The organism is Nocardia implantans, from assembly GCF_035544775.1.
GTDB lineage: Bacteria > Actinomycetota > Actinomycetes > Mycobacteriales > Mycobacteriaceae > Nocardia > Nocardia implantans.
This window is the reverse complement of the sequence record NZ_JAYKYQ010000017.1, coordinates 1-13,326: the sequence shown is the minus strand read 5'-3', so window position 1 is coordinate 13,326 and position 13,326 is coordinate 1. Positions and strand designations below refer to the sequence as shown.

The window sequence follows — 13,326 nt, the reverse complement described above, 5'->3', positions numbered from 1 at the left end:
TGTTACTTACAGTATCACGAAGGTGGCCGTCTTCGGGCGCGATCGCACCGCCGCTTCCGGTCAACCGACGATGGGCAGGGCGCGCTCCTCGTCGAGCCTGGTCAGCGCGCCTTGCATGATGCCGGTGACGTACCGGTAGGCCGCGTCGAGATCGAGTTCGGGCCCGATCGCTTCGCGCAGATCGATCGGGTCGAGGAACTCGACGGTGATCTTGCTCGGCAACGGAAGATGCCCGGCGAGATCACCGACGTTCAGCCCCCACGGCAGAGCGATGGAGATCGGGAACACCTTCAGCCGCAACATCCGATCCAGCCGTAGCAGGCGCGCGATCCGATCACCCCGGGTGAGCACCAGCTGACTCTGCTGCGCCCCGATGTTCACCACCGGAACGATCGGAACGCCCTGGTTCCAGGCCAGGCGAAGGAATCCGGTGCGACCGGCGAAGTCGATCCGGTCCTCCTCCCAGGTCGGCCGGTGCACCTCCCAATCGCCACCGGGATAGACCAGCACCGCCGCGCCGTCACGCAGCACTTGCTCCGCATTGGCGGGGTCGGCGTTGACCGTCCCGAAGCGGCGCAGCAACGAGCCGATCACCGGATAGGCCATCACCATGTCGTGGGCGAGCTGGAAGAAGGGCCGGTGCGGTCCGAAACGCCGCACGAAGGCCAGCGTGGTCACCAAAACCTCCGGCGACACGTTCCCGCCGGAGTGGTTGCCCACCAGCAACACCGGCCCCTCTTCCGGGATCCGCTCCAGGCCGCGTACCTCGGCGCGGAAGTAGAGGCGGACGAGCCGCCAGCCCAGATCCACGGTGCTCGCGATGAACTGCGGGTCGCGATCGGCGGGGTCGGCGGCGGGAACCCGCTGCTTCACCTGCCGGGCGACCCAGTCCGTCGCCCGGTCGACCGTGCCGCCGGCCAATCGGAAGACATTCATGCGCAAGGTCTTTCCGCTAGCCGCCGATCGAGAGCAGCTGGTCGAAGAACGCCCGGTACCCGCGCAGCGCCTGCCGCAGCCCCTCGGTGTCGGACGTGTCGCCGAGCCGCGAGTCCAGTTCGTGCTTGCGCTGCTCGTAGGTGGCGGTCAGCTGGTGAATGGTGTTGCCGAGCAGTTCGTCCGCGCGATCGACCGCGGCACGGGGATCGTCGACGAAGGCGACCTGCACTTCTCGCCACTGGGTGCGCAGGCGATCGAGATCGGCTTCCGGGAACAACGGCTCGGGCCGTGCCTCCGCGGCTTCCGCCGTCGGCGCGGCTTGCTCGGCCGCCGCGGCGCCACCGGACTCGGTGCCGATGGTCTGCTGTCGCGCCGCGGCATCCGCGCGGACCGGCTCGGCGCCTGCGGCCGCGGCGGCGGGCGTACCCGATCCGGGCGCACCGGTGGCCTGCGCGCGTTCGGCGTCATCGATCCCGCCCGACGCCGCGACCTGCCCGGACTCGTGCTCTACCGCAGCGGGGTCCACGACCGGTCCGGTCTGCGGACGGTCGGCCGCCCCGGTTCCGTCGTACCGCGATTCTGCCCGGCTCTCCCCCGCCGTCGAATTCCCTTCCGCCCCATCGCCGTAGGGTCGGCGCTCGGATTCGGTGCTCATGCTTTCACGTCCTTCTTGCCCTGGCTGCCCACGCCGATCAGATCTTGGAACACTTCCCGGTAGTGCACGATGGCCGTGCGTCGGTCCTCGGTGGACACCGCCGCCCCGGCGGGCCGGGTCGCGATGTCGTGCGCGGCGCGATAGTGGCCCAGCGGCTCGGCGTGCTCCACGGACAGATCGGCCAACTGCTGCTCGTAGTTCTCCGTGGGGTAGCCGCGCTCGGCCATGATGGTGGTGACGAGGCGGTCGGCTTCGCTCAACGCCCCGGCGGGGTCGTCGATGAATCGCTCCTGCACCTCTACCCAGCGAGTGGAATAGACCCGCTTCTCGTCGTCCGACAGCTCACGCAACCGCAATTGCGCGTGCCTGCGCTCGCGTTCGGCGAGTTCGCGCTCCGCGGTCTTGCGGTCCTCGTGCTCCTGCACCGTGCGGTCGTATTCCGGGCCGAATCTGCGGCGTAGTCGCTGTCTGCGCAGCATCGGCCGGACCAGGAGCGCGACAGCGGCCGCGATGACGACAATGGCGATGACGACGATGATTACCCAAACTGCAGCCGACATCCGAACCTCCTTGTCGAGCTTGTCCGCTGGGGTAATGCCTCCTGAGGGGGCTCCCAAACGTATGTTCGTCAAGAGGCTTCGACGGACATCGCCGACGAGCCGGGCCGGCCGGACACCCCCTCATCCGTGATGTCCGACCGGCCCGTGGGCGGTTCAGCGCACCAGCGCCGGACGCTTGCTGTCGAAGCGCCAGCCCGGCACGAGATACTGCATGATCGCGGCGTCGTCGCGATCGCCCAAGCCCTCCCGGTGGTAGAGCTCGTTCGCGGCCGCGACCTGTTCCTCGTCGAGTTCGACGCCCAGACCGGGGCGAGACGGCACGGTCAGCAGGCCGTCGGTGATGCGGTAGGGCTCCCGCGTGATGCGCTGACCGTCTTGCCAGATCCAATGGGTATCGATGGCGGTGATCGCGCCGGGGGCGGCCGCGGCGACGTGGGTGAACATCGCCAGGGAGACGTCGAAATGGTTGTTGGAGTGCGAGCCCCAGGTCAGGCCCCACGCGTCGCACAGCTGCGCCACCCGCACCGAGCCCGCCATGGTCCAGAAGTGCGGGTCGGCGAGTGGGATGTCGACCGCGCCCGCCCGGACGGTGTGGCCGAGTTCGCGCCAGTCCGTGGCGATCATGTTGGTGGCGGTGGGCAGGCCGGTGGCCCGCTTGAACTCGGCCATCACCTCACGACCGGAGTAGGAGCCCTCCGGGCCGACCGGATCTTCGGCGTAGGCGAGAACGCCGGTGAGCTCACGGCACAGCTGCACCGCTTCGCTCAGCAACCACCCGCCGTTGGGGTCCAGCGTGATGCGGGCGTCCGGGAACTCCTCGGCGAGCGCGCGCACCGCGGCCGCCTCTTCCCGCCCGGCCAGCACGCCTCCCTTGAGTTTGAAATCGCGGAAGCCGTAACGCTCGCGGGCGGCGCGGGCCAGCGCCACCACCGCGTCCGGCGTGAGCGCCGCCTCGTGCCGCAGCCGCTGCCAGGTGTCGGCGTCGGCGGGCTCGTCGGCGGCGGATCGGTACGGCAGGTCGGTGCGGGTGCGATCGCCGACGAAGAACAGGTAGCCGAGCACCGGTACCTCGGTGCGCTGCACTCCGTCGCCCAGCAGCGCGGCCACCGGCACGTCCAGATGCTGGCCGAGCAGATCCAGCAGCGCGGATTCCACGGCGGTGACCGCGTGCACGGTGACCCGCAGATCGAACGTCTGGTTGCCGCGCCCACCCGCGTCGCGGGCGGCGAAGGTGCTTCGGATGTCGCCGAGCACGGCGTGGTACTCGCCGATCGAGCGGCCGAGCACCAGGTCGACGGCGTCGGTGAGGGTGGTGCGGATGCGTTCGCCGCCGGGCACCTCCCCCACCCCCGTCCGGCCCTCGGAATCGGTGAGGATCACCAGGTTCCGGGTGAAGTAGGGAGCGTGCGCGCCGCTCAGGTTGAGCAGCATGCTGTCGTGGCCCGCGATCGGGACGACGCGCATGCCGGTGATGCGAGGAGTGCGGGACGAGGATGTCATGACCGATTCTCCGAGGTGGTGACGGCAAGAGTGTTCGGGGAGCCGACCGGTGCGCGATCGACGGAAGGTTCGGCGGCGGCGGCACGCGAATCGGTGTCGACGGTTCCGGATCCCGCGTGACGCCGCACCAGCAGCACCGATGCGGCGGCGAGCACCGACGCCGCGGCCAGCGCGTACAGACCCCAGGTCACCTCGCCGGTGGCCGATTTCACCAGGCCGAAGCCGTACGGTGCGACGAAGCCGCCGAGGTTGCCGATGGAGTTGATGATGGCGATGGCGGGCGCCAGCACCAACGGGTGCAGCCCCGACTGCGGGATGGACCAGAACAGTGGGCTTGCGCTCTTGAAGCCCATGGCGGCGATGCACAGGAACACCAGGGCGAGCCACGGCGAGGTGATCGCGGCCAGGTAGGTGCCGGCCGCCGCGGTGAGCAGCGCGATGATCAGCAGCGGCCGCCGGTTGCCGGTGCGGTCACCGATCCGGGCCGAGACGTACATAGCCACCACGGCGCAGATCCACGGCAGCGAGGCCAGCAGACCGACGGTGATGTCGTTCACGCCGTCGATACGGCGGATGATCGAGGGCAGCCAGAACGTATTGGCGTAGATGGAAAGCTGGATGGCGAAATAGATCCAGCAGAACAGCAGCAGTTTCGGATCGGCGAGCATGCGCCAGCGTGACGCTTTGTGCGCGACGCCCGAACGCACGGCCTTGTCGGCTTCCTCCGCGGCGATGGTCTCGTTCAATGCTTTTCGTTCCCCCGCCGTCAGCCATTTCGCGTCCTCGATCCGGGAATCGAGGAAGAAGAAGGCGATACAGCCGACGATCACCGAGACCATTCCCTCGATGCCGAACATCCATTGCCAGCCGTGCAGCCCGCCGCCGCCGTCGAGCGAAAGCAGCGGTCCGGACAGCGGCCCCGAGATCGCGGCCGCGATCGACGATCCGGCGACGAAGAGCGCGGTGGCGCGTCCGCGGTGGCTGTTGGGCAACCATTTGGCCAGGTAGAAGATCACGGCGGGGAAGAATCCCGCCTCGGCGGCGCCGAGCAGGAACCGCAGGACGTAGAACATCGTCGCGTTCTGCACGAACATCATCGCCGCGGAGATCAACCCCCAGCTGACCATGATCCTGGTGAGCCAGATCCTGGCGCCGAACTTTTCCATCATCACGTTGCTCGGCAATTCGAACAGCGCGTAGGCGATGAAGAACACGCCCGCGCCGAACCCGTACGCGGCGGCGCCGATGCCGACGTCCGCTTCGAGGTATTCGCGGGCGTAACCGATATTGGCTCGGTTGATTTGATTGCAGATCAACATGACGATGAACAGCGGAACGACGCGTCGAAAGAACTTTGATACGGCCGCATCCAGTTCTGCCGTCGGCTGCCGAGTGAACGACATCGTCCACTCCTTTCGGTCGAACCACCACCGCGCTGCGCGGTGCTGTGGGAAGAGATCATCGGGGCGAGTGACTCGCCTCACAGCACCGAACTTAGAGAGCAGGCACGATTCCCGTCCAACACTATTTACGGATGAATCGATACAGGAAAGGTATCGGACGACGGTTCGGCCTGCTGCTCCAGCCCGTGGAGCAAGCGGGCCAGGGCCGGGTTCTCGTTGTCCTGCCGCCAGACGAGATCGAGTTCGACCGCCTTCCCGGCTTCGGCCAGCGGCCGGTACCGCACGTTGTCGAATCGCATTCCCGCCGCCGATTCGGGCACCAGCGCCACGCCCCACCCCAGGTTGACCAAAGCGAGGATGCTGTGCACCTGGGTCATGTACTGGGTCACCACCGGCACCACCGCCGCGGCGTGCAGCACGCTGGTCACCAATTCGTGGAAGTAGCGCGCCTCGACCGGCGCATGCATGACCATGTCGGCGCCGTGCAACGCCGAGACCGGCAGCGGCTCGGACGACGCCGCCAGCGGATGCCCGCCGGGCAACGCGGCGATCAGGCCCTCCCGCACGAACGTACGGGCGGTCAGATCGGGCCGGGTGATCGGCGGGCGCACCATGCCCAGATCCAGCGATCCGTCCGAGAGCGCCTCCACTTGGTCCATCGTCACCAGTTCGCGCAGTTCCACGTCGACGTCCGGCAGTAGCGAACGGGCGGTCGCCAGCACCAAGGGCAGGCCGGAGTGCACGCTGGCCCCGGTGAAACCCACACGCAGCACGCCGCCGGTGCCCGCCGAGACCCGGCGCACCGCCAAAGTCGCGCGCTCGGCCTGTTGCAACAGGCGGCGGGCATCTACCAGGAACGCCTGACCGGCCCGGGTGAGCCGCACGGTGCGATTGGCACGGTCGAACAGTTCGGCGCCCACTTCCTTCTCGAGCAGCTGGATCTGCCTGCTCAGCGGCGGCTGGGTCATCCGGAGGCGTTCGGCGGCGCGTCCGAAGTGCAGTTCCTCGGCGACGGCCACGAAGTGGGTGAGCTGCACGAAGGTGAACATTCGATACCGACCTTGTATTGAAAGATATGCAAACAGTGTTGGACGTGAATCATAAGTCGTTCCTAGGGTGGGCTCACACGGCCCATCGAACAGGAGAGCCCCATGACCACTGCCGCACCGCAGGACATCGCCCGCAAGCTCGGCTCCGGGCTGCTGTCCTTCCCGGTCACCCATCTGCGCGCCGACGGCTCCTTCGACGAGGCCGCCTACCGGGAGAACATCGCCTGGCTCGGCGGTTACGACGCCTCCGGCCTCTTCGCCGCGGGCGGCACCGGCGAATTCTTCTCGCTGACCCCTGCCGAGGTGGAGCAGGTGGTCACCGCCGCGGTGGCCGAGGCGCCCGAGGGGCTGCCGGTGATCGCACCGGCCGGATACGGCACCGCCACCGCCGTGGAGATGGCACGCGCGGCCGAACGCGCGGGCGCGCACGGGATCCTGCTGCTGCCGCCCTACCTCACCGAGGCCAGCCAGGAGGGACTGGTCGCGCACGTCCGGCAGGTGTGCGCGGCCACCGAGCTGGGCGTGATCATCTATTCGCGGGCCAACGCCGCCTACACCGAGACCGCCGTCGCCGAACTCGCCGACCGGTGCCCGAACCTGGTCGGATTCAAGGACGGCATCGGGAACATCGAGCAGATGACCCGCATCTACGCCGCTCTGGGCGACCGGCTCACCTACGTGGGCGGCCTGCCGACCGCGGAGATGTTCGCGCTGCCGTACCTGGCCCTCGGCGTCACCACTTACTCCTCGGCGATCTACAACTTCGTCCCGGAATTCGCGCTGGCCTTCTACCGGGCTCTGCGGGCGGGCGACACCGAGTTCGTGCGCACCGCGTTGAACGACTTCGTGATTCCCTACTGCGACCTGCGCAACCGGAAGCCGGGCTACGCGGTGAGCATCATCAAGGCGGGCATGAAAGTGATCGGACGCCCGGCCGGCCCGGTCCGCAGCCCGCTGACCGACCTCGACGAAGTCGAACTCGCCGAGCTGGCCGACCTTGTGAAGAAAGTGAGCTGATGACCACCGCACACACCGATGCCGCACTTCTGACCGGCGCCAACTTGGTGGGCGCCGTGGACGTCCACGGCGCAGCCGGAGCGTTCCGGGCGACGGATCCGGCGACCGGCGCCGACCTCGACCCGGTGTACGGCGAAGCCGACGCCGCGACGGTCGCCCGCGCCGCCGAACTGGCCGCGGCCGCCTTCGAGCGCTACCGGCATACCGGCTTCGACGCGCGCGCGGCGTTCCTGGACACCATCGCGCGCGAAATCGATGCGCTCGGCGATGCCCTGGTCCACCGGGTGATCGCCGAGACCGGACTCCCCGAGTCCCGCGTGCGTTCCGAGATCGGCCGCACCACCGGCCAGCTCCGGCTCTTCGCCGAGGTGGTGCGGGAGGGCAGCTGGACCGGCGCCCGGCTGGACCGGCCCGACCCGGCGCGCAGCCCGCTGCCCAAACCCGACCTGCGCCAGCGCCGCATCCCGCTCGGCCCGGTCGCGGTGTTCGCGGCGAGCAACTTCCCCCTGGCTTTCTCGGTGGCCGGCGGCGACACCGCCTCCGCGCTGGCGGCGGGCGCGCCGGTGGTAGTGAAGGCCCATCCTGCCCATCCGGGCACCTCCGAGTTGGTGGGCCGCGCGGTGCGTGCGGCCGTACGGGAGCACGACCTGCCCGAGGGCACCTTCTCGCTGGTCCACGGCGGCGTGGAGACCGGCTTGGCGCTGGTGCGCGACCCACGCATCCGGGCGGTCGGCTTCACCGGGTCGCGACGGGCGGGGCTCGCGCTCGTCGCGGCGGCCGCGGCGCGGCCGGTACCCATCCCCGTGTTCGCGGAGATGTCCAGCGTGAATCCGGTGTTCGTGCTGCCGGGCGCCCTGGCCGAGCACGGAGCGCGGCTCGGCGCCGAATTCGTCGCCTCCCTGACCACCGGCGTCGGGCAGCTGTGCACGAGCCCCGGCTTGGTCTTCCTGGCCGACGGTCCCGGAGCGGACGATTTCGTCGCGGCGGCGAGCGCCGCGGTCGCCGCCGCGTCCGGCGCGCCGATGCTGAACGCGGGCATCGCCTCCGCGTTCGACGCGGGCGTACGCCGCTTGGCCGCCACCGACGCCGTGCGAACCGTCGCGAAGGGCGCCGGCGCCGAGGCGGTGTGCACCGGCGTGCCGCAGTTGTTCGTGACCACCGGTGAGCGCTTCCGCGCCGACCGCGAACTGCAGGAAGAGGTGTTCGGGCCCGCCTCGATCATCGTCCGGGTGACCGGCGATGAGCAGTTCGCCGCCCTGGTGGACGAGCTCGAGGGCCAGCTCACCGCCACGGTGCACGCCGCGCCCTCGGATCGCGAGCTCGCCGTGACCCTGCTCGGCAGGCTGGAACTGATCGCGGGCCGGGTGCTGTTCGACGGCTGGCCCACCGGGGTGGAGGTCGGCCACGCGGTGGTTCACGGCGGCCCGTTCCCCGCGACCAGCGCGCCATCGACCACCTCTGTCGGCAGCCGCGCCATCGAGCGCTTCCTGCGCCCGGTCGCCTACCAGAACGTCCCCGACGACCTGCTCGCCGACGAGATCCGCGCGGACAACCCGCTCGGCATCTGGCGGCGCGTGGACGGGGCCATCACGCGGGACTGAGATCCGGTTCCCGCGCGGGTACGACGCTGCGCGCCCGGCCTCGAAGCCGGGCGCGCAGCCGCAAGCACCGGCTCGACCGGTCCGAGCGGCCACGGGTGGCGGGGCGCAGGTCCAGGCGATGCGCGCGCCGACGTGGCGGAAGCCGGGTCACGCCCAAGCTGTCTGCCCGAACGGCGGGATGAGTTTCGCCCAGAATTCGCGGCGCACCGCGTCCCACAGCCGCGCCAGTTCCGGAAGAAGCTCACGCGCCTGCGCGAGGTCGGGATAGCTGCCCGGGCCGAACGAGACCACGGGCGAAGCGTCGGAGGCGTTGTGGACGGCCACGATCGCGATCAGGTGATGCTGTACGAAACGCCAGGTCACGCGAACACCGTCGACTTCGGTATGGCGCACGTCATCCATCGCGGACACCGTGGCTCCGCACCATTTGCCTGTAGTCGTGCCGACCGTCGCCCACCGTTCGCAGCCCCCGCCGCGACGCCTCGGCACGGCCGCGACGGGGTGACCGTCGGTGGACGCTAGGGCTGTTCGTGACGCCGCCGCGTCCCGGTGCCAGGAAAGACAGTTGCACGGGTTTGAACATAAGACATTAGATTTCATAGTTCAACGGGTGCCAGGTAAGGATTGCGTTAAGTTAGCCGAGCACAAGGGGGGCAATCCTGCCGCGACCGGGAGAGCGCGGATCAGCGATACTGACCTCTAACTCGAGAGTTCATAGTTCAAGTGTTCGTTGGCTAGGATCGAGTTACATTCCACGCGAGGAGTCGCGTTGTCCAAGCAGGAGAGCGCCGGATTGACCGCGCTCGGCGCCGTGCTGGCCCCCCTCGAGGGTGGCGGCCCGAAGACCGAGGCCGTGGTGCAGCGACTCTGCGCCGCCATCAGTCTGGGCCTGATGGTCGACGGCCAGCAGTTGCCCAGTGAGACCGACCTCGCCAACCAATTGGGCGTCTCCACGATGACGCTACGGGAGGCGCTGGCCGTACTCCGGCAGCAGGGCATTGTGCAGACCAAGCGCGGACGCGGCGGCGGCAGCTTCATCCGCGGCGCGGCGGAAATCCTCGAGGGCACCGCGTTGGCGCGTCTGAGGAAAATGAGCGTTCAAGAATTGCGCGATCTCGGGGACGAACACTTCGCCGTCACCGGAGCCGCCGCGGTGTTCGCCGCCCGCCGTGGGTTGCGGGCCGATATCGCACGGCTGCGTTCCCTGGCCGACCGGCTACAGGTCAGCAGCGAGCCCATTTCGGCGCGCAGGGCCGACAGCCGCTTCCATATCGAGATGGCGGTGTGTGCGCAATCCACCCGTCTGACCCGCGCCCAAGTGGCGCTGCAGACGGAACTCTCCGCCTTGCTCTGGTTGCCCCGGCTGAAACTCGATCCGGCGGCCGAAGCCACCGCTCATCGCGACCTGGTGGACGCGATCGAAAGAGAAGACGACATCCGGGCCAGAGAACTGGCAGAATCACAAACCGAATCACGCATCCGCCGCCTCGTCGCCTTACGCTTGGAGCTCAGTTGATCGATGAGGGATACCGATAGTTCTCGCGCCCCGGTGACCGTCGAATCGCTCGTTCACGCCGTCACGGAATTGGCCGAGGAGATCTACCGATCGCTGGGCGTCATCGGAGACGCGCTGACGACGCTATGGGGAAGCTACACCGCGAAGGCGCAGCGCCCGCCGCGGTCGACGGATCTCGCACCGCTGCGCGACACCATTGTCGGCGAACTGGAGCGCCGCGGAGAATTGCTCGAAAGCGCGGGCGTGGTGATGGCTGACGGCGTTCTGGCGGATCGCCCCCGATACTTGGAATGGTGGTTTCTCGGCACCGCGACCGGATCGCAACGCCTTGTGCTGGAACTGAATCCCCACAGTGAATACTTCTACGACTACACGACCATGGAATGGTTCGCGATTCCGCGCGACCAGGGTCGGCGCTGGGTACACGGCCCGTGCCTCGATTACGCGTGTACCGATCAATATGTCTGCACCTTCGCGATACCGGTGACGATCGATTCCGGCGCTTTCCTCGGAATCGCCGGCGCCGATGTGCCGGTCGCTTCGATCGAGGAAGTCCTGCTGCCCCGATTCCGGGCATTCGGTCGGCGAGTGGTGCTGGTCAACAGCGAAGGCCGCGTCATCATGGGAACCGATCCCGAATTCCTCACCGGATCCAAGACCGGCCGCGTGGCGCGATCCGCCGCGGCGGTGCCGATCGAGGCGACATCGTGGTCGTTGCAGCCGCTGGGTTCGCACTGATGCCGACGGGCAGCCGCTGACACGGGCCCGATGGCGTGCGCCGCGCCCCGATGAATAGGGTCGTGCGGGACGGAGGAGTTCGCCGAATACTCGTCCCCATGAAGGCGATCACCGCGGGCACCCTCGCGACGGCCACACTCCTGGCACCACTGGCGACCGCACACGCCGCGCCGATCCAGCCGGAGGCGTCCCTCGCGGAAACGGGGTCGGTCGCGTCCGGATCGGCAACGTGACCGCTGTGCCTGCTGCTGCGGATGTTGCGCGCCGGGTAAATCGACGGTTCCGGCGGCGGCCCCGCCTGCGCACTCCCCTGATGCCGCGGACGCGAATCCGAAGGATCATCGAGGTCGGAGCACGAGCGAGGTCCCGCGACTACGGCACCGGGGGGCGTGAGATAGCCTGATCGGCTTGCCATCTCAGAAGTGGGGGAAGAAATCCTCGCGATGGAGTTCGGGGAGCCAGTCGAGCGGGTCGACCGGAATCATCGTCTGAGTCGCGCCGCGTTGGCACACTTGATCAGTGAAAGGTGTGAGACACAGCATAATTCGCCGGCGCCGCAGTATGCCGTGCCGTAAGCGGGTTACCGGCTGTGTACTGTCCCGACGGGACCAGACGGTCCGGGGCTGCTCGCGAGCGTGCCCGCAGGCTGTCTGCGACACCATTGCGAGCAAGTAGCGAGGTTGTGGGTTGGATCGTTGGTGTACGGCCGCGAGTGCCGGCACCACTTGAAGGAGAGCACGGAAAATGAAGATGGACCGCCGTTCTGCGCGTGGAAACCGCCGTCGCCGTTCCGGCGGTCTACTCTTCGGGCAACTGCTCACGGCCGCGGTGGAGTCCGCCGCCGACACCGTGGCGATCCGGTTCAATCCGACAGGTGACCCCGCCGATGACGCCCAGCTGACCTATCGAGAGCTCGACGAAGCCTCGTCTCGGCTGGCACGGGAGTTGATCGACCGTGGCCTCGGCCCCGGTGACGTGGTGGCCATCGGTATCCGGCGCTCCATCGAGTCGGTGTTGTCGGTGTGGGCGATCGCCAAGACGGGCGCCGCCTACGTGCCGATCGATCCCACCTACCCGCCCGAGCGGATCGCCTACATGGTGTCCGATTCCGGAGCCGCGCTCGGCCTGACCACCTCCGCGTACCGTGAAGCGCTCGGCACGTCCATCCCGTGGATCGACCTCGACGACCCACGCGACCAGGAGCGGATCGCGCAGCGGCCCGCGCACCCGGTTTCGTATGCCGATCGGGTGCGGCCGCTCACCGAGCAGCATCCCGCCTACGTCATCTTCACCTCGGGTTCGACCGGCAAGCCGAAGGGTGTCGTGGTCACCCACTCCGGATTGGGCGCGATGGTGGCGTCCGAACGCGAGCGCTACGACGTCACCGAAGGCTCGCGGGTGATGCACATCTGCTCGCCGAACTTCGATGTCTCGGTGCTGGAACTGCTGCTGGCTTTCGCCACCGGATCCACCCTGGTGATCGCGCCGCCGACGGTGTTCGGCGGGTTCGAACTCGCCGATCTGCTGCGCCGCGAACACGTCACGCACATGCTGATCACACCGGGAGCGCTGGAATCGGTCGACCCGGCCGGCCTGGACGATCTGCGCGTCGTGATGGTCATCGGGGACCGGTTCGGCCCGCACCTGGTCAGCCGGTGGAGCGGGAACGGCCGCGCGATGATCAACGGTTACGGCCCCACCGAGGCCACGGTCATCGCGACCAGCAGTGCGCCGCTCGTGGCGGGCGAGACGATCACCATCGGCAACGCGATACCGGGATTCGGCCTGTTCGTGCTGGATTCCCGATTGCGCCCGGCCCCGGCCGGAGTGGTCGGTGAGCTGTATCTGTCCGGTCCCGCGCTGGCGGAAGGCTATCTGAACCGGCGAGGGCTCACCGCGGCGCGCTTCGTGGCCAACCCTTTCGGCGGCGAAGCGGGCAATCCCGGGTCACGCATGTACCGCACCGGCGACCTGGCCCGCAGGCTGGCCGGGGGCGGCATCGAGGTCCTCGGACGTTCCGACTTCCAGGTGAAGGTGCGCGGCTTCCGCGTCGAACTGGGCGAGATCGATGACGCGCTCAGCCGCCACCCCGATGTGGAGTTCGCGGTGACGTTGGGCAAGCGGCAGCAGAACGGCACGACCATGTTGGTGTCCTATGTGCTGCCGGAGGCGCACGCGGTGGGCGTCGGGGCCGAATTCGACACCGCGGCGCTGTTCGACTTCATCGCCGAGTCGTTGCCCGCGTACATGATTCCGGCGTCGATCATGGTGTTGGATGAGATTCCGTTGACGCCGGTGGGGAAGTTGGATCGGGCGGCGTTGCCGGAGCCGGTGTTCGCGGTGCGGGAGTT

Annotated in this window: 13 protein-coding genes; 6 read left to right on the top strand and 7 right to left on the bottom strand. The window is 68.5% G+C overall.

Annotated features, from left to right (window positions below; genetic code table 11):
• Nucleotides 1-60: 60 nt before the first annotated feature.
• From U3653_RS29945 to U3653_RS29920, 6 genes are all read right to left on the bottom strand, one after another.
• Nucleotides 61-936 (bottom strand): lysophospholipid acyltransferase family protein, encoded by an 876-nt coding sequence (locus U3653_RS29945; RefSeq protein ID WP_195082987.1) that lies wholly within the window; start codon nucleotides 934-936, stop codon nucleotides 61-63.
• A gap of 16 nt (nucleotides 937-952) precedes the next feature.
• Complete coding sequence (locus tag U3653_RS29940) at nucleotides 953-1,591, bottom strand: hypothetical protein (protein WP_195082986.1); 639 nt, start codon at nucleotides 1,589-1,591, stop codon at nucleotides 953-955.
• On the bottom strand, nucleotides 1,588-2,151 hold the full coding sequence (locus tag U3653_RS29935; protein ID WP_195082985.1) for a hypothetical protein: 564 nt from the start codon (nucleotides 2,149-2,151) through the stop codon (nucleotides 1,588-1,590). Before U3653_RS29935 ends, U3653_RS29940 begins: the two co-directional genes overlap by 4 nt.
• 153 nt (nucleotides 2,152-2,304) lie before the next feature.
• The gene (gudD, locus tag U3653_RS29930; RefSeq protein WP_195082984.1) at nucleotides 2,305-3,651 is read right to left on the bottom strand and encodes a glucarate dehydratase; all 1,347 of its coding nucleotides are present in this window, start codon (nucleotides 3,649-3,651) and stop codon (nucleotides 2,305-2,307) included.
• Nucleotides 3,648-5,054 carry an MFS transporter gene (locus U3653_RS29925; RefSeq protein ID WP_195082983.1) on the bottom strand — a complete coding sequence of 469 codons (1,407 nt, stop codon included), beginning with the start codon at nucleotides 5,052-5,054 and terminating at the stop codon, nucleotides 3,648-3,650. The genes gudD and U3653_RS29925 overlap by 4 nt, the downstream gene beginning before the upstream one ends.
• Before the next feature lie 125 nt (nucleotides 5,055-5,179).
• On the bottom strand, nucleotides 5,180-6,103 hold the full coding sequence (locus U3653_RS29920; protein ID WP_195082982.1) for a LysR substrate-binding domain-containing protein: 924 nt from the start codon (nucleotides 6,101-6,103) through the stop codon (nucleotides 5,180-5,182).
• Nucleotides 6,104-6,205: 102 nt separating this feature from the next.
• On the opposite strand from U3653_RS29920, the gene kdgD reads away from it, so the two are divergent.
• Both kdgD and U3653_RS29910 read left to right on the top strand, forming a co-directional pair.
• On the top strand, nucleotides 6,206-7,120 hold the full coding sequence (gene kdgD, locus U3653_RS29915; RefSeq protein WP_195082981.1) for a 5-dehydro-4-deoxyglucarate dehydratase: 915 nt from the start codon (nucleotides 6,206-6,208) through the stop codon (nucleotides 7,118-7,120).
• Nucleotides 7,120-8,721 (top strand): aldehyde dehydrogenase (NADP(+)), encoded by a 1,602-nt coding sequence (locus tag U3653_RS29910; RefSeq protein ID WP_195082980.1) that lies wholly within the window; start codon nucleotides 7,120-7,122, stop codon nucleotides 8,719-8,721. The genes kdgD and U3653_RS29910 overlap by 1 nt, the downstream gene beginning before the upstream one ends.
• 147 nt (nucleotides 8,722-8,868) lie before the next feature.
• Here U3653_RS29910 and U3653_RS29905 read toward each other — a convergent pair whose 3' ends face one another.
• The gene (locus U3653_RS29905; protein ID WP_195082979.1) at nucleotides 8,869-9,132 is read right to left on the bottom strand and encodes a hypothetical protein; all 264 of its coding nucleotides are present in this window, start codon (nucleotides 9,130-9,132) and stop codon (nucleotides 8,869-8,871) included.
• A 382-nt stretch (nucleotides 9,133-9,514) separates the two neighbouring features.
• Here U3653_RS29905 and U3653_RS29900 point away from each other — a divergent pair, with 382 nt between their 5' ends.
• From U3653_RS29900 to U3653_RS29885, 4 genes are all read left to right on the top strand, one after another.
• Complete coding sequence (locus tag U3653_RS29900) at nucleotides 9,515-10,237, top strand: FadR/GntR family transcriptional regulator (protein WP_323124643.1); 723 nt, start codon at nucleotides 9,515-9,517, stop codon at nucleotides 10,235-10,237.
• 3 nt (nucleotides 10,238-10,240) lie between these two features.
• The gene (locus U3653_RS29895) at nucleotides 10,241-10,975 is read left to right on the top strand and encodes a cache domain-containing protein (RefSeq protein WP_195082978.1); all 735 of its coding nucleotides are present in this window, start codon (nucleotides 10,241-10,243) and stop codon (nucleotides 10,973-10,975) included.
• 98 nt (nucleotides 10,976-11,073) lie between these two features.
• The gene (locus tag U3653_RS29890) at nucleotides 11,074-11,208 is read left to right on the top strand and encodes a hypothetical protein (protein WP_323124644.1); all 135 of its coding nucleotides are present in this window, start codon (nucleotides 11,074-11,076) and stop codon (nucleotides 11,206-11,208) included.
• Nucleotides 11,209-11,719: 511 nt separating this feature from the next.
• Nucleotides 11,720-13,326, top strand: a 1,607-nt coding sequence (locus U3653_RS29885; RefSeq protein WP_195082977.1) for an amino acid adenylation domain-containing protein, incomplete at its 3' end; no start/stop codon positions are given.